This is a genomic window from Paraeggerthella hongkongensis (assembly GCF_003726035.1).
Taxonomy (GTDB): domain Bacteria; phylum Actinomycetota; class Coriobacteriia; order Coriobacteriales; family Eggerthellaceae; genus Paraeggerthella; species Paraeggerthella hongkongensis.
The window spans coordinates 44,198-60,822 of record NZ_QICD01000011.1 but is presented as its reverse complement, the minus strand read 5'-3'; the positions used below and the strand labels follow the sequence as shown (position 1 = coordinate 60,822).

At 62.8% G+C, this 16,625-nt stretch carries 16 protein-coding genes and 1 other RNA gene; 1 reads left to right on the top strand and 16 read right to left on the bottom strand.

Annotated elements, in window-relative coordinates:
* The first annotated feature begins 156 nt into the window (after positions 1-156).
* An RNA gene (gene rnpB / locus DMP08_RS07045) (RNase P RNA component class A) lies at positions 157-518 on the top strand.
* A 340-nt stretch (positions 519-858) separates the two neighbouring features.
* Here the strand turns inward: rnpB and DMP08_RS07040 are convergent.
* The 16 genes from DMP08_RS07040 to murG form a co-directional block, all read right to left on the bottom strand.
* Entirely contained in the window at positions 859-1,620 is a 762-nt protein-coding gene (locus DMP08_RS07040) for an ABC transporter ATP-binding protein (RefSeq protein WP_244596863.1), read from the bottom strand.
* Positions 1,621-1,789: 169 nt separating this feature from the next.
* On the bottom strand, positions 1,790-2,767 hold the full coding sequence (locus tag DMP08_RS07035) for a FecCD family ABC transporter permease (RefSeq protein WP_244596861.1): 978 nt from the start codon (positions 2,765-2,767) through the stop codon (positions 1,790-1,792).
* A gap of 44 nt (positions 2,768-2,811) precedes the next feature.
* Positions 2,812-3,813, bottom strand: a complete 1,002-nt coding sequence (locus DMP08_RS07030) for an ABC transporter substrate-binding protein (RefSeq protein WP_244596860.1) — start codon at positions 3,811-3,813, stop codon at positions 2,812-2,814.
* Positions 3,814-3,869: 56 nt separating this feature from the next.
* On the bottom strand, positions 3,870-4,883 hold the full coding sequence (gene nirJ2, locus DMP08_RS07025) for a putative heme d1 biosynthesis radical SAM protein NirJ2 (protein ID WP_123192221.1): 1,014 nt from the start codon (positions 4,881-4,883) through the stop codon (positions 3,870-3,872).
* Between the two features lie 150 nt (positions 4,884-5,033).
* The gene (locus DMP08_RS07020) at positions 5,034-5,798 is read right to left on the bottom strand and encodes a MerR family transcriptional regulator (RefSeq protein WP_123192220.1); all 765 of its coding nucleotides are present in this window, start codon (positions 5,796-5,798) and stop codon (positions 5,034-5,036) included.
* A gap of 329 nt (positions 5,799-6,127) precedes the next feature.
* Positions 6,128-6,940: a DivIVA domain-containing protein gene (locus tag DMP08_RS07015; protein WP_123192219.1), complete on the bottom strand. Its 813-nt coding sequence runs from the start codon at positions 6,938-6,940 to the stop codon at positions 6,128-6,130.
* A 53-nt stretch (positions 6,941-6,993) separates the two neighbouring features.
* Complete coding sequence (locus tag DMP08_RS07010; RefSeq protein ID WP_114567214.1) at positions 6,994-7,254, bottom strand: YggT family protein; 261 nt, start codon at positions 7,252-7,254, stop codon at positions 6,994-6,996.
* Positions 7,248-8,099, bottom strand: a complete 852-nt coding sequence (proC, locus tag DMP08_RS07005; protein ID WP_123192218.1) for a pyrroline-5-carboxylate reductase — start codon at positions 8,097-8,099, stop codon at positions 7,248-7,250. The genes DMP08_RS07010 and proC overlap by 7 nt, the downstream gene beginning before the upstream one ends.
* Positions 8,099-9,046: a cell division protein SepF gene (sepF, locus tag DMP08_RS07000; protein ID WP_123192217.1), complete on the bottom strand. Its 948-nt coding sequence runs from the start codon at positions 9,044-9,046 to the stop codon at positions 8,099-8,101. The genes proC and sepF overlap by 1 nt, the downstream gene beginning before the upstream one ends.
* A gap of 73 nt (positions 9,047-9,119) precedes the next feature.
* On the bottom strand, positions 9,120-9,821 hold the full coding sequence (locus tag DMP08_RS06995) for a YggS family pyridoxal phosphate-dependent enzyme (RefSeq protein WP_123192216.1): 702 nt from the start codon (positions 9,819-9,821) through the stop codon (positions 9,120-9,122).
* Between the two features lie 2 nt (positions 9,822-9,823).
* Positions 9,824-10,672 (bottom strand): purine nucleoside phosphorylase YfiH/LACC1 family protein, encoded by an 849-nt coding sequence (locus DMP08_RS06990; protein WP_123192215.1) that lies wholly within the window; start codon positions 10,670-10,672, stop codon positions 9,824-9,826.
* A gap of 13 nt (positions 10,673-10,685) precedes the next feature.
* Positions 10,686-11,810 carry a cell division protein FtsZ gene (ftsZ, locus tag DMP08_RS06985; RefSeq protein WP_123192214.1) on the bottom strand — a complete coding sequence of 375 codons (1,125 nt, stop codon included), beginning with the start codon at positions 11,808-11,810 and terminating at the stop codon, positions 10,686-10,688.
* Between the two features lie 268 nt (positions 11,811-12,078).
* Positions 12,079-13,128: a cell division protein FtsQ/DivIB gene (locus DMP08_RS06980; protein ID WP_123192213.1), complete on the bottom strand. Its 1,050-nt coding sequence runs from the start codon at positions 13,126-13,128 to the stop codon at positions 12,079-12,081.
* Positions 13,082-14,008 (bottom strand): UDP-N-acetylmuramate dehydrogenase, encoded by a 927-nt coding sequence (murB, locus tag DMP08_RS06975; RefSeq protein ID WP_123192212.1) that lies wholly within the window; start codon positions 14,006-14,008, stop codon positions 13,082-13,084. Before murB ends, DMP08_RS06980 begins: the two co-directional genes overlap by 47 nt.
* A gap of 7 nt (positions 14,009-14,015) precedes the next feature.
* Positions 14,016-15,458, bottom strand: coding sequence for a UDP-N-acetylmuramate--L-alanine ligase (gene murC, locus DMP08_RS06970; RefSeq protein ID WP_123192211.1), 1,443 nt, complete (start codon positions 15,456-15,458; stop codon positions 14,016-14,018).
* A gap of 48 nt (positions 15,459-15,506) precedes the next feature.
* Positions 15,507-16,625: an undecaprenyldiphospho-muramoylpentapeptide beta-N-acetylglucosaminyltransferase gene (gene murG, locus DMP08_RS06965; protein ID WP_123192210.1), complete on the bottom strand. Its 1,119-nt coding sequence runs from the start codon at positions 16,623-16,625 to the stop codon at positions 15,507-15,509.

Genomic DNA, 16,625 nt, shown 5'->3' with positions numbered 1-16,625 from the left:
CGCAGAGCTCCACAACGAGTCCTTGGCTTCGCTCGCAAAACCCTCGCCCAACCGAGGAGACGCAATGCGGCCTTCATCGCCTTGAAACATCGGTTTTTCGAGGGGCTTCGAGTTTCACGCAAGCGCGCCGCTTTCGATTTGCTAGAATACCATTCGCGAGCGGGCCAGACGATCGCGCATCTTCGGATGTGAGGAAAGTCCGGGCTCCACAGGGCAAGATGCCAGCTAACGGCTGGGCGGGGCGACCCGACGGACAGTGCCACAGAAAAGAAAACTCCCCCGCGAACACGCGCTTCGGCGCGCGGCAACGGGAGAAAAGCTGAAACGGTGCGGTAAGAGCGCACCAGCGCGTCGGCAACGGCGCGGCTTGGAAAACCCCATCTGGAGCAAGCGCAAATAGGAACGCGATACGGCTGCCCGTCGTACGTTCGGGTTGCGTGCTTGAGGCGCCTGGCGACAGGCGTTCGAGATAAATGGTCGTCCAACGACAGAACCCGGCTTACCGACCCGCTCGCACTTCTTTCCACCTCGCGGCACCTACCCCGCCGCCCACTACCCCGCGCCCCGCAGCCCTCACCCCTGAGCCCCGAGCCTGACCGCAGATTCGACTCCGCTGTCAAAACGGATGAGTTTTGCTGATGTTCAAGCAAGGATAATACAAGGCGACAAGCTTGTGACCTGGTACAATGAAAACGCATCAAGCAGAGCGATGCCGCCAGGGCGAAAAATCGCCGCAAAACTCGTCCGTTTTGACAGCGGGCGGCACGAAAGGCTCCGGTACGGGAAAGCGCGGCAGCAGGCGGCACGAACGTCGCCGACGCGGGGGAAGCGCGACAGCGGAACTGCACGAACGTCGCATCACGCGGGGAACAGCGAATACGCGCTCCCTTCGGACGAGACATGCTCCCGTATCCGCACTCCGAAGGCATGCTCGATAGCCCCCGTTTCCAGAACCTCGTCCACCGTGCCGGCCGCCGTCGCGCGCCCGCGCTCCATGACCAGCAGCCGATCGGAATAGCGCAACGCAAGGTCAAGATCATGGATGACCATGACCACGGTCTTTCCCTGCTCCCGATTCAAGCGTCGTACCAACTCCATGAGCTCATGGCATGCGCGAATGTCCAGGTACGTGGTGGGCTCGTCGAGCACGACGGTGTCGGTATCCTGCGCCAACGTCATGGCGATGAACGCGCGCTGACGCTCTCCGCCGGACAAGCGCCGCAGGTCATGATGGCGAAAGCGCGCGACCCCGGCAAGTTCAAGCGCATGCTCAACATGGTCGCGATCCTCGCGCGAAAGCCTGCCTTGATGCGCCTGGTACGGATAGCGTCCGCATGCCGCCAGCTGCTCCACGGTCATAGCCGGGGGACGCCCGGCCTGAGCAAGCACGGCAACGCGCCTTGCCCGCTCTTTGGGCTTGCATCCCAAGGTGGGAACGCCGTCGATCAGCACCTCGCCCGCACTCGGCCGCACTATGCCGTCCATCAGCTTCACCATAGTCGACTTGCCGCACCCGTTCGGCCCCACCACGCTGGTCACCGCACCGTGAGGAAACGCAGCGCTCAACCCCTCGATAAACGGCTCCTTGCCATAAGAGAACGAAACCCCTCGAATATCCACCGCCGCCCCAAACGGCCCCGCGACCTTCGATTCCGCCCCCTTCGTTTGGGCGGCGGGGGTCTGAGGCGAGTTCCGCACGAGCCGAACAGCCCAGCGGGCTGTTCGCGCGAGCAGGACTGCTTGAGCAGCAGACCCCCGCCGCCCAAACGCACCCGATGAATCGATCGCATCAATCAAGGAAACCCCTCCTGTTCTTCAAAATGAGGTAGATGAAGAAGGGCCCGCCCAGAAACGCCATGAGGATGCCCACCGGCACCTCGTAAGGAGCGAACATCACCCGCGCCAGCAAGTCGCACGCCACAACGAATGCCGCGCCCGACACCGCCGAAACCGGCAAGACCCAACGATTGTCATGACCGACGAAGAACCGCACCAGATGAGGAATGATCAACCCCACGAAACCCAGCAGGCCGGCGAAGCTGACCGCCGCGCCCGCCAGCACGGCGGCCAAGCCGAGCATCGTCAAGCGACAGGCCCCTACATTCATCCCCAAAGCATGAGCCGTGTCGTCGCCGAGCGCCATGATATTGAGCTTGCCCGCCGCGAACAGCGCCGCAGCAAGCCCGGCCACCACATACGCTGCAGGCCACCAAAGATCGCTCACGAGCACTCCCGACAACCCGCCCACCAAAAACGCCGACGACCCCACGTACGCATCGGGGTTCACGATGAGCACCGTGTTCATGCCCGCGCCGAACACGGTGGTGATGGCGATGCCGGCCAACACCACGGTCAGGCGCGACACGTTCGCGCCAAGCGAAATGCCGAAGATGATGAGCGCCGTGACAAGCGCTCCCAGAAACGCTGCCAACGGCGGGAGCCACAGGATGCTCGGAGCCACGCTCGCAGCAATCAGCACGAACAAGCCGGCGCCGGAGTTGATGCCGATGACATTGGGGCTTGCCAGCGGATTGTCGAGCACCGCCTGGATGACGGCACCGGAAACGGCAAGCGCCGAACCCGCCAAAAGCGCGGCGAGCACGCGCGGCAAACGCACATTGACCAAGATGCTTTTGGCGGCCGCGCTCACATCTGTGCCCGTCGCCCAGGCGACAAGCTCGGGCAAGCTCACCGAAGACGACCCTACCAGAAACGCAGCGACCGTTGCCGCCACGAGGGCGGCAACGGACACGAGCAAAACAATCAAGGCCGGTACTCCCCGATCTGCAGAACGCACGTCAAAACCTCGCTTTACGCATACAGCGCGTCAAAGAGCACCTGATAGCTTTGATCCCAGTGGTTGTTCGGCTTATATTGGAACAAATGCGGATCAAGGGCGATGTAGCGACCGTTCTCAACAGCGGACAACGTTGCCCATGCGGGATTCGCCGCCGTCTGGTCCTCGAGCGCCTTCATAGCCGCAGCGTTGTCGTTTCCCATGGGAACCACGAAGATGAAATCGGGGTTCATCTCGATAACCGATTCCAAGCTGAAATCCTTGAGCAGGCTGCGATTCTCGTCGGCCAGGTTCTTAACGCCCAGATCGGCCAGCATGGCGCCGGTCATAGTCGAAGACGATTGCACGCGCGTCCCGCCCGAATACGTGGTGAGGACCAGGGCCGTAGAAGACTTGTCCGCAGGCACGTTCGCCTTAACGGCCTCCACCCTATCGGCCGTTTCCTGCCCGTTTTTCTGGTACAGGTCGTCGCGTCCGGTGATGTCGCAGCACGTGCGCAGCATGCGCAGGTAGTCGTCGAACGTGGTTACCTGAAAGCAAGCTACCGGAATCCCCGAAGCCTCGATGGCAGTTTTGAGGTCGGCTTGACTCGAGTTACCGCCGCGGCCGCCCGTACCGCTCGTCATGATGACGAAATCAGGTTCGAGCGCGATGATGGACTCGAGGTTCGGGCTGGAAAAATCCCCGACCTTCTGGACATCCTGCGATACCAGATCGTAATCGGAAAGGGTGAACGCATCATCGGAAGCCCCGACCAACGTGCCGCCCGCCAATTCCCAAACGCTCGCAAAGCTGCCCATGCAGGCCACCACGCGCTGGGGATTGCTCACCGTCACTTCGGCGCCCGTGTCATCGGTGAACGTAACCGCGCCCGCATGTTGAGATGTCGATTCCGGAGCGGTTTCGCCGGATTCGGCGGGAGCCGAGTTTGCGCACCCAGCAAGCAGCATCGATGCAGCCAAAACCGCCGCAGCCGTGCACGCCATCGCGCGCTGGGGAAACGTGCCTTGGATCATAGAACAGTCCTTTCATCGAATGACCTAGTCAAATACTTACACAAAGCCAACAAGATCTACGCCGGCTGGCACATTGGATCGTCCAGCTGCAATCCATGGGCGCAGTAATCATCCTGAGCCAAGATATCCCCGTCGTGGTAGTACGCCGCACGCGCCCGGCATCCGCCGCAGCCCTGCGCGTAGTCGCAGGTGCCGCATGCGCCGGAATAGGCCTGAGTCCGCAGTTGCTCGAACACGGGGCTCGTCCTCCAGATCTCGTCAAAGGGCGTCTGCCGGACGTCGCCAGCCTCTTCGGTCATGTACGCGCAAGGTCGCACGATGCCCTCGCTGCCGATCACGCAGTAGGTCAGCCCCGCCAGGCATCCGCGCTCGAAGCGCGTGTCCACTCCCAGTTGCTTCGCCACGCGCGTGAATTGCGGCGCGCACGTAGGCTTCACGTCAATGGGAACTTCGGCAGCCTTCGTCATGATGTCTTTGAGCAGGCGCTCGTTCTCAAGCACGTGCAAACTGGTCTCCTGAATGAACTTTCCACGCCCGACGGGGATGAGGAAGAACACGTAATGGGCGATGGCACCTGCCTGCACGGCGAAATCGGTAATGTCGCACACCTCGTCGCGGTTCCAGTCGACCACGGTCGTGTGCAGCTGAAACGGCAACCCTACGCTCTTGCATGCCTCAATGCCGCCCATCGTCAGATCGTAGGCATGCTCCAGCCCGCGAAACTTGTCATGCTTGGCAGCATCCAAACTGTCCACGCTGATCCCCATGGCGCAAGCGCCCGCGTCTTTGAGGCGCTGGGCCACTTCGGTCGTGATAAGCGTGCCGTTCGAGCCGAACACGGGCCGCAAGCCAAGCGAAGCCGCATGCGACACCAGCTGATAGATATCCGGACGCATAAGCGGCTCGCCGCCCGAAAAGATCATGATCTTGAATCCGGCGCGCGCGATCTGCTCGATCATGGCGAAGGCTTCCTCGGTCGAAAGCTCCCGATCGGTTGCCTCCTCGGCATCCTGGTAGCAGTGCACGCACTTAAGGTTGCACTTGTTCGTCGTCATCCACGACACGATCATGGGCGGTTCCTTTCAAGTCCAGGGTATGCAAAGCCAGGGGCGGCGCACGCCGTCCTTCAGCTTGGAACACGGGTAAAATCCGCGACGTTCAGGAACGGGTCGGAGATGGAGGAGAGACGTCTCCGCTCCTGAACGTCGCGCTCGGCACGGCTACTCGACCGGCCCGGAATAGTTTCGATACGCGGCCACCACAGCCTCGAGATGATCGAACACGGCCTGGCGCAATTCGTCGAACGAGCCGTCTCCGTGGGCATGCGGGGCCATGTTCTCCATGAGGATGAAGTTCGCTTCCGCATGGGCGGCGTCCTGAGAATCCTCAAGCTCCAAGTACCGCCGCGCAAGATCCTGGTTCCGCGGACTGGTCAAGGACTCGCGCGCGGGCATCTGGCGAATGGTGTCGGCAATCAACTCGTGCCATTTCGACACGGATTCGCCGCGAGCAATCCGCTCCTCGGCTTCCTGCGGCGGCGCGTCGTCGCGGATGCAGGTGAGCCTCCAGAAAAAGCGGCTTTCATCTTGACAGCGCTCGACCGCCTCGGCCATGCGCGCCCAGTCGACGTCTTGCGCGCTCTGCGCTTCATCATGCAGCGCACGAAGCGTGGTCATGCGCTTGAACAGGGAAAGGAACTGCTCTTCGATGGCATCCATCTGTGCATCCGCAAGATCCTGCACCGCGGCGGCCTGCCGGTAAAGAGCTGCGTCGGATTTGATCTGAGTGAGCGACAAGCCCAGGTACTTCAAGGTCAGAATACGATACAGGTCTTTCACGTTGGCGTCGGTGTACAGGCGCTGGTTTTGAGGCCCCTTCGCAGAAGGAGACAGCAAGCCTTGCTGATCGTAGTACTGGATGGTGCGCACCGTCACCCCGACGCGCCGCGCCAGCTCTCCTACAGTCAGGTAGTTCGGATCGGTCATGGATGCTCCTTTGCGGCAACTCGCTAGGCTGCCACGTACTCGTCCTGGCAAACACGCCCCCGCGCGTTCACGTGTCCGAGCATAGGCGATGACGTTACGTCATCGCCAACGGTTTTCAAAAGATGGCAACAAATACCGGGAAAATCCCTGGGAACAGACCGAAAACCAACGTAAACGGCACCGAGGAACGGAAAAGCCCCCGCACATCCGAATCCGTCGCGCAATCCCCTACTCATACACGTACGCACGAGCAGGGGTCAGCGGCAACGAAACGGAGCGCGGGGGCTTCGTAACGTCAAGCAGGTTCACCGGCTCGAAGCCGGCAAGAACTAGTCCAGATCTTCGAACTCGAAAGCGTCGTCGGCGTCGCCGAAGCCCGAAAGGTCCTTCTCTGCACCCGACGGCCTGGGAGTTGCCGGCGCAACTACCGCGCCCGTCGTCGGCTGAGGAGCGGTATAGGCACCCGCACCGTCGCGGTTGATGGGAGCCTGAGCCGGAGACGTCACGCGACCCGTAGACGCTGCTTCGGCAGGAGCGGACACGCGCGCATGAGCGCTTGCGGGCAACGCGATGCCGCCGGTAGGCAGCGAGCCGCCGATTTCGGCCAGCTTGCGCGTTGCGTCGCTGATGAAGTCCGTAAGCAGCTCCTGGTACTCCTCGCGAGAATCCTCGCGATCGTCCTCAAGCTTCTTGATGGCGTCGAGAACCTTCTGCTTCTCGTTCTCGGCCTTGTCGATGATGCGCTGCGCCTCTTCTTCGGCGTCCTTGATGGTGGCCGCAGACTGGGCGTTCGCGTTGGCGATGATCTCGTCGGCAGAACGCTGCGCGATGATGAGCGCCTGGGCAATGGCGTTGTCGTCGGCCTTCTTCGCCTCGAGCTGGCGCTCCAGGTCGGCGATGCGCTCGTCCTTTTCGGCAAGCAGGCTGTCATCGATAACCGGCATCTCAACCGTGCGAGCCGGCGTATCGAACCCGTCGAACTTGCGGTCATCCAGCTGGTTTTCAAGCTGAATGATCTGGGCGTTCATGCCATCGATCTCGTCGGCAACGTGCTCGAGGAACACGTCCACTTCATCGACGTCGTATCCCTTGCGGTCGATCGAGAAGCTCTGGTTGTGGATCTCAGCCGAGGTGATAGCCATCTGTTATTCCCTTCATCCAGTACGCACACTGCAAGCAGGCACGATTGTACGCGTTAGAACAAGCCAATCAGTAAACGTACTCCCAATTGTAATACAAGCAGGGCGATGATGGGAGTAACGTCCACTATACCTCCAAGCGGGGGAATCAGCTTCCTGAACAGGTTGAGGTACGGATCGCACAGCTTTGCAAGCACGTTGTTGATGTCGGCCAGGATACCGCGATCGGTAGGAAGCCAGGACATCATCACGTACACGAACAGCACCATGCTGTACACGTCGGCGATGGAAATGATCAGGTACTTCAAACTCAACATGCAGAAAGCTCCTTCGATCGGCGGACGGCGGCGTCAACGCCGGCATCGAACACGTGCGAGAACCCGGCCTCGTCCATAGCGGCAAGCGCCGCCAACGTGGTGCCCCCGGGACTGCACACGGCAACGCGCGTGGTGGCGGGGTCCTGCCCCGTTTCCTTCATGAGCGAAGCCGTTCCGTACACGGTTTGCAGCGCAAGCGCTTCGGCAAGCTGAGGATCGAGCCCCTGCCTCGCGCCAGCGTCGCGCAGTGCTTCTATCATAGCGGCCACGTACGCCGGGCCGGAGCCGCTCACGGCACCTGCGGCGTCCATGGCGTCCTCGTCGACGACGTACGCTTCGCCCAAGCAGGCGAACAGGCCATGCACCAGCTCCACATCGGCCGAAGACGCCTGCGAGCCCGCGGCAACCGTGGTCGCGCCGGCGCCCACCAAAAGCGGCGTGTTCGGCATGACGCACACCAGACGCGCGCCCGGCGGCAAGGCAGCTTCCAAGCGCTCGGTCGAAAGCCCTGCGGCAATGGACACGAACAAAGGGCCCTCGGCCCCGCCCGCAAACGAAGGCTGGCTGGCAATGCCCTCCAGCACGTCCATCATAACCTGCGGCTTAACGGCCAAAAGCACAAGATCGACGCCGCCCTCCACCGCACTCGCATCCGCCACGCAGGCAACGCGATAGCGCTCGGCCAAATAGTCGCGGCGCTCTTGGCCAGGATCGGCCACCACGAAAACGGACGCGTCGAACGCGTCGGCGGGCGCAGAGGAACCGGCTATCCAGCCGCCCATGATGGCCTCGCCCATCTTTCCGCCGCCGATGACGGCGATGCGGGAAACGCTCGCGCGCGCCATTACAGCACGCCCTGATTGCGCAACGCGGCCTTCTCGGCTTCGCTGAGAGCAGCGCCGCGCGTGATGACGAACACCTTGTCGGCAATGCAGTCGACGCTTGCGTCAAGCGCGCACGACACGCCGAACGCGAAATCGAGAATGCGCTTCGACAGATGATCGGGCGTGTTACGCAAAGCGATGACCACCGCGTCGCCTTCCTTGAGGGCCTTCGCGACGCGCTCCGCCTCACCGTAGCTGGCAGGCTTGAGCAACGTGATGGCGCGCGCAGGAACAGCCGCGACAACGGGCGCGGGAGCGGTTACGCCAGCGCCGGGATTGGCAACAGCCGTCGCCACGGTGGCGTTCGACCTTGCGCCCGCGGCTGCGGGCGCGGCGTCCAAGACCGGATCGGGAGCCGTAGACGTGAACAGCGAGTTCAAGCTTTCGGAGCGCTCGCGGTTCTGAGCGGCTGCGGCACGCGCGTTCGGCGTGTTGGCCGGAGCGGAGGTTGCCGCGTCGACCATCGTGCGATCGCTGCGGTACGAAGCCGCCGACGAAATCGAGCTCACGCGGCGAGCCGGCAACGGGTCGCGGTTCAAGCTTTCCGGCACCTGGGTATGCGCGCGCACGTCGTCGATGGAGACGAGCTTCGGCGGAGTGAACCCTGCACTGCGCGCCGACGTGCGACTTGACGAGCGAGCCGGACGCGTGGTGACCGGCGCGTACGGATCGTACTTGGATGCCGGCGCGTCGCCGCCCAAACCTGCATCCTCGCGATAATCGGGGCCGTACTCGCCGTAATCCCCCGCATACTCATCGCCGAACTCGTCTTCGAAGCTACGATCGTCGTAGCCGCGGTCGTAATAACCGTCGTCGTACCCTTGATTCGCATCGGCAAAGCCGAGCTTCGATTTGATTCCGTCGAGCATCCCGCCGCCCCCGGACTTCTTCATCTTTGGCAACTCCATACCGTTCACCTGCTTCGTTTCATTCCCGACGGTCGCGCCGCCGCTGCAAACTGTTTCGGTTCGCGTCGCGCTCTCACGCGTGCGTTGCTTCGAATTCCTCGTCGAACAGGGCTCGACCGATGCGCACTATGGTAGCGCCTGCAAGAACGGCCTCATGCCAATCCTCACTCATACCCATAGAAAGTTCATCGAAAACCGCTGCTCGCTGCGCATCCAGGGTACCGCGCACCTCATCGCGCAAACGCGCAAGATCCTCGAAGCACGCACGAGCCGCGTCAAGATCTCCCTGCGGAGCCATCGTCATAAGCCCGCGCACGCGCACATGCGGAAAATCTGCGCATCGCGCAAGCATGGGGGCAACCTCATTGGGCGCAAGACCGCTTTTGCTGGCCTCGCCCGACACGTTGACTTCCAAGAGCACGTCTTGCACCTTGCCCGCCTCGGCTGCGGCAGCGTCGAACTTAGCCAGATGCCGCTCTTGATGCAGCGAATGGACAAGCGATGCATGCGCCACGATGTCGCCGATCCTGCGCGACTGGATGTTCCCTATGAAATGCCAGGTAGCGCTCGGGAAAGCTTCGGCCTTCTCCATAAGCATGTCCGGGCGATTCTCGCCGAAATCGCAAGCCCCGGCCTTGAGCGCGGCGGCCACTTCGGCCACGCCCACCGTTTTGGAGACAGCCACCAAGCGAACTTCGCGAGGGTCGCGCCCGGCGTCCCGGCAGCTTGCCGCAAGATCGGCCAGCGTACGTTCGTAGCGTTCTTTGAAGCCCATGCCTACCTTGCCTTCCTATACGCGATCGCACCGTGCCGGCCGCACACGCCGCCTGACGCGCGATACGAGAAATACTCCTCATGCGAGCACTGGGTGCATACGCCCGCATCCACGATGCGATGCGGGGAAACGCCCGCCTCTTCCAAGCCGACGGAAAGGGCCTTCACCAGGCTGACATGACCGTTGTCCGCGATGCAGCCGCTTCCGAATCGCGCAGCGAACCGATCGCGCACGTCCGTGCCGGTTTCAAAGCAGCATGTGCGAATATGAGGGCCTACGTACACGTTGTACTCGCTCGAAGCTCCTGCTCCCAAACGAGGGCGGTCAAGCTTCGCCAGCGTTTCCGCAGCTTTCGCAGCCACGCCGTTCATCACGCCGCGCCACCCCGCATGCACCACGGCGAAACGCCCCGTAGGAGACACGATCACAACGGGGACGCAATCGGCGAAGCACAGCAGCGCCGCAACGTCGCAAGCCCCGACAACCAGCGCGTCAGCGCCCTTTCGAGCCTGCTCGCAAGCTTCGTCGACAAGCGACGCAGACGCACCCTCGATGCAGACCAGCGTATCGCCGTGCACCTGGTTGGCCATGACAAGGCGAACGTTCGAAGCATCAAGAGATTCAAGCAGGATGCCGCGGTTCTCCTGCACGGAAGAAAGATCGTCCTCCACGTGGGAACCCAGATTCAGCGATTCGTACGGGCCCTTGCTCACGCCGCCCTCGCGGCCCGTGAAGACAACGCGCACGCCGACGCTCTCATACAGCCTGTCGTCGGTAAGCACAGGAAGACAACGCGCGCCGAAACGGCGCGCGTTCAAAAGCGGACTGGGCAGCTGCTCGGTCGCAACCATTCGGCGGCCGCTCTTAATGCTGGCGCTTCAGAAAGTCGGGAATGTAATCCTCGTCGGCGAAACGACCGGATGCGCTCGTGCGCGAGGAGTACGACGACATCGGAACCGGCTGGGGAGCAGGCTCCGGAGCGGACGTCGATGCGAACAGGTCCTTACGCGAGAAGTCCATAGCGGACTGCTGCGCAGAACCCATCTTGAAGCCCGTGGCGATAACGGTGATGCGCACCTGATCCTGCATGGTTTCGTCAATGATCTGGCCGTAGATAATGTTGGCGTTCTCATCCGCGCACGCCTCGACCGTACGAGCAGCCTCGTCAACTTCGGTCAGCGTGAGATCGGGACCGCCCGCGATAGAGAACAGAACGCGCGACGCGCCGGCGATGGAAGCCTCGAGCAGATTCGAGTTCGTAGCCTGCTGAGCGGCATCGAGCGCACGATTCTCGCCCGAGGACAGGCCGATGCCCATCATGGCCGTGCCCGCGTCCTTCATAACGGTGCGGATGTCCGCGAAGTCCAAGTTGATAAGGCCCGGAATGGTGATCAGGTCGGTTACGCCCTGAATGCCCTGGCGCAACGTGTCGTCAGCGATACGGAACGCATCGAGCATGCTGGTCTTCTTGTCGACGATCTCGAGAAGGCGATCGTTCGGAATCACGATGAGAGTGTCGACCTTCTGCGACAGCAGGTCGATGCCCTGCTCCGCCTGGTTGCGACGCGTGCGTCCCTCGAACGAGAACGGCTTGGTGACGATACCCACTGTCAACGCGCCGATTTCCTCGCGTGCGATTTCAGCGATGATAGGCGCAGCGCCCGTGCCCGTGCCGCCGCCTTCGCCAGCCGTAACGAACACCATGTCCGCCTCGGCGAGCGCTTCGCGGATCTCCGCACGGCTTTCCTCGGCTGCCTGGCACCCCACCTCGGGGTTCGCGCCGGCGCCCAAACCGCGCGTCAGCTCTTCGCCGATGTGGATCGTCTTGTCGGCATCCGACATGAGCAGCGCCTGGCGATCGGTGTTGACGGCGATGAATTCGACGCCGCGCACGCCCGCTTCGACCATGCGGTTCACGGCATTCGTGCCGCCGCCGCCGACGCCGACGACCTTGATGACCGCCAAATGATCACCCAAATTGTTTGGCATTGTTTCCTCCACACCTGCTGCGTTTTCAAATGCTGCGATTCTGTTCCGTGGGAACCGTTCACGTGCGGTTATTGTACACGATGATCAACCATTTGCAAATTACGCTGCGGTAATGATAACCGCACGTCCACATATGCTTCGGCGAGCGTCACATCTCATTCGAGAGCGAGACGAAGGGATGAGACGAAGGGACGGGGTCAATGACTCATTTTCGGCCGCAGGCCAGAAAATGAGTCATTGACCCCGTCCCTTCGTCTCATCCTGCGGGCTAGGAGGCGCGCCAGGTTGGGCGCTCGACCGTGCGGACATTGATGTAAGCCACTCCGTCAGGATGCTGCTTCATGATCTCCAGGCAAACGCGTTCTTTTTCGCGAATGTTGTCGGCAGTGCCGAAGACGATGTCGGGACCGTCCTTGATGGTGAGCGTGGTCGACTCTCTTTCGGTAGCCTTGACGGCAGTGACCCTGTCGGCAAGCTCGGTGGTCATGCCCGCCACGATGTCGAGCGCGTTGTTCACGTTGGCATCGGTGCAGTACGTCCCCACTTCCGGCTTGGTTCCATACGGCACATCGGTGATCCGCAGCACGGAATCGGCGTCCTCGTACACTTTGGAACTGGTCCTTCGACCGGCCTCGGAGTCTTTGTCGGGAATGGGCATGAGCCACATGCCGTCCGACGCGATAGCCCACGGCTGCGTCTTCTCCGCATTCTGCGTGGGCACCTCCACCACCGCTTCGATAGTGCGCTCGGTCACCGCCAGCTCCAGCGTATCCGGGAAGATGCGGTTGACCGACACGTCCTGCACCCAGGAGTTCTTCAGCAGGTTGTCCCTGATCTTGGAAGCGTCCACGCGCAAAAGCGTCGTGCCCGCCGGCACTCCGGCCATGTTCTGCATGTCCTCGGCGGTCAGGTGCTCGACGCCTTTCACCGATACGCTCTCGATGGTGAACAGGTTGGAATAGTAGACGCCCACTCCGCCTACGATGAGCGCGCCCACGAAAGCGGCCGCGATGCCGATGCGAACCAGATGGCGGCGATACGTGTGCTGCGTGCGCGCAGAGCGCTGCGCACGATCCAAGTCGCCCACGCGCACGGATGTGAGCGACGGCTGGTTCTGACCGGATCGGCGATTGGGCATCTGGCCGCCGGGCATAGCACGATAAGCCCCGCCGTACGACGAGGAGCGACCACCCGGACGGTTCGCCGCAGCGCGGGAAGACGCAGCGGGCCGCGCGCTTGCGACCGCCGAGCGCCGCGGGCGCGAAGACGCCTTACGAGAACCCGAGGAAGCGGACTTCCGGTTGTAATTCGATGCCATACGCTTCGTACACCTTATATCTAGCCAGCTCGATCAGATCCATCACGTCGCGCGCAGTTGCGGTGCCCTTGTTCACGATGAAATTCGCATGAACTTCGGACACCTGGGCTCCGCCGATCGTGCAGCCCTTCAAACCGACCGCCTCGATAAGGCGGCCAGCAGAATCCCCTTCGGGGTTGCGAAACACGCTGCCGCATGAAGGAAGCGACAGAGGCTGCGTCTTCTTGCGCCGCGTATGCGACGCCTCCATCTTACCTCGTAAATAGAACGGGTCGGCCGGCTCTACGGAAAGTTCGCATTCCACGATCACCTCGTCGAAAGCGAACGAACTGGAGCGATACCCCCAGGAAATCTCGTCCCCCGCGCGTCGCATCAAGCCTTTTCGAGCGTCGAGCGTGGTCACTGAAACCACGCGCGATCCAATCCACTCGTCGCGGGATCCCGCGTTCATGCGCAACGCGCCGCCCACGGTTCCCGGCGTGCCCACCGCAAACTCCAACCCGGCAAGCGAACGGCGAAACGCCTCCTGCACCACCGACGACAGCGGCACCCCGGCCCCCACGCAGAAGCGCTTCGCGTCCTCGTCGAAGCGGCATGTGCGGAAATCGCGGCCCAACGTCACCACCACACCCGGATAGCCCTCGTCGGAAACCAGCAAGTTGCTTCCGCGCCCGACGGCGACCCAAGGAACGCCGGACGTCTCGCACACCTCGACAAGATGCTTGAGCGCGCCCACAGACGCCACCTGCACGTAAAAGCGAGCCGGCCCCCCGATGCGGTACATGGTATGGCGAGCCATAGGCTCTGCCGGATACACGTCGCCGTCGAACGCGTCGTCGACGAGCAGCGCCTCAAGCGGAGAGGTATGGCGAGCGGTCATCGAGGCATCACGCCCGCGAGTCCTGGCCGGAAACCGCCGCAGACGGATCAACGCCCCGCTCAAGCGCATCGACCAGCTGCGGCCCGATGGCCGTCACGTCGCCCGCGCCCATGGTGATGAGCAGATCGCCCGCGCCCAACTTGGACAACAGGTAGGGAACCACCTCGATGCGACGGGGAACGTACGCCGCCTCCGGATGGCCAACGTGGTCAAGCACGACGTTCAAGAACGTCTTGCCGGACACGCCGGGAACGGGGGCCTCGCCCGCCGGATACACGTCCATGAACGTCACGGCGTCGGCAGCGTCGAACGCGGCGGCAAAATCGTCTTTGAGCACCTCGGTGAACAGCGGCGCACGCGAGTATCGATGCGGCTGGAACAGCACGTGCACGTGCGAGAACCCCAAGCGCGAGGCAGCTTCGATCGTGGCAGCGATCTCGGTGGGATGGTGCGCGTAGTCGTCCACGACGGTAACGCCGGCCACTTCCCCTATCAGGTCGAAGCGGCGCTTGACGCCCGCAAATCCGCTCAGCGCGTCGGCCGCAGCCTGCGCATCGTAGCCGAGCGCCCACAAAAGCGCCACCACGCCGGCAGCGTTCAGCACGTTGTGCCGACCGGGGTTCTGCTTAACATGCGCGCGAACCTGCTGGCCGTTGGGCAGGGAAAGCACGAAGTCGCTGCCCACGCCATGAGGCTCGTAGGACGTGATGCGCGCGTCGCACCCTTCGGCAAAGCCGTACACGACCAGCTTGCGGTCGGCCTGCTGCGCCAGCTGCACCAAAGCCTCGTCTTCGCCACATGCAACAACCACGCCTTCGTCGGCGGGCACCGATGCGATGAACGCGGCGAACTTCTCGTAGATCTCGTCAAGATCGCGATAATGGTCCAGGTGGTCGGCTTCGATATTGGTCACGAGGACAGCCTTCGGGGACAGGTGCCTGAAGGACTTGTCGGACTCGTCGGCCTCGACCACGTAATGACGGCCCGCTCCCGAATGGGCGTTGGTTCCGTAGGCGCGCACGATGCCGCCGATGAGGAACGTGGGATCCTCGCCCATTCCGTCCAGCACGCTGGCAAGCATGGACGAGGTCGTGGTCTTGCCGTGCGTACCGGCCACGGCAAGCGTTTCCAGGCCCACGCCCAGGTGGGCGAGCATCTGAGCCCGATGCCAGATGGTCAGTCCGCGCTCTTTGGCGGCGATCAGCTCGGGGTTGTTGTCCAAGATGGCAGTCGACACGACGACCACGGGATCGCCCGCGGGAATATTGGACGCATCATGGCCGACGTGCACCGTGATGCCGGCGTCTTTGAGCTGCTTGGTGTAGCGACTTTCCTTGATGTCCGAACCGCTCACCTGCATCCCCTGGTCAAACGCGACGCGTGCGATGCCGCTCATGCCGACCCCGCCCACGCCGATGAAGTGAACCTGTTCGATGCGCGTTGTTTCCATCTTTCGTCCTTCGATTGCCTCTCGTCTTTCGCGAACCGCCATTGTACCCTACCGAGCGTCTTTTGAGCCTCGACTCGACGCAGCCTGCATGACCGCGTCCGCCAAAAGGGCGGCGGCGTCCCTCGTCTTCTGCGCCCGCGCCGCGCAGGCCATGCGCTCGCGCACGTCGGCATCCTCGACGAGCGTGCGCAGCAGACGCTCGAATTCGGGGCCTTCCACGTCGGCATCGGCCACCATGAACGCAGCGCCGGCGTCAACGCACGCACGCGCGTTCATGGTCTGATGGTCTTCAGTGGCGTACGGGAACGGAACCAGCAAAGCAGGCAGGGCGCGCGCCGATATCTCGGCGAGCGACGTGGCGCCCGCGCGCGAGACGATGGCGTCGGCTGCGGCCATAGCCAAACCCATCTGGTCGGTGTAGCCGTACAGATGCCAGCGGCGAGCCTCGACTTCGCCGAGGGAAAGCGCGTCGGCCACCGCGTCAAGCTCCTTCGGGCCGGTGACGTGCACCACGTGCAGGTCCTCGTAGGAAAGCAGCGCGTCTTTGAGCGCCGTCACCGCTTGGTTCAGGTGGCGCGCGCCCAAGCTGCCGCCGGTGACCAGCAGCATGCGCGCATCGTCGGGCACGCCGAAGGCGGCGCGCCCCTCGGCGCGGGTTGCTCCGAACACGCTCGAACGCACAGGATTGCCCGTCACCTTGACCCGGCTCTTGTCCGAAAGCGCCTCGGCCGCGCGCTCGTAGGTCAGGCACACGGCGGCGGCGCGCTTCGCAAGGTACTTGTTCGCCATGCCCATAACCGAATTCTGCTCGTGCACCACCACCGGAATGTCGCGCTGCTCGGCAGCGCGCGCCACCGGAATGCACACGTACCCGCCGAAGCCCACCACGGCGTCAGGCTGAATCTCATCGAACCATCGCTTGGCCTCGCCGGTGCTCTTCTGTATCTTCATGATGGCTTTCGGCAGCGTCAGCGGATGACTTCGATCGAAACCCTGCGCTTCGAACGCTTTGAACTCGATGCCCGCAGCGGGCACGAGGCGCGACTCGACGCCTGTTGGAGTGCCGGCGAAGCGCACGGTGCATCCGCGCTTCTCCAGTTCTTCGGCCAGCGCAAGCGCGGGGTTGATATGGCCGGCCGTTCCGCCGCCGGATAAAACGATAAGCAT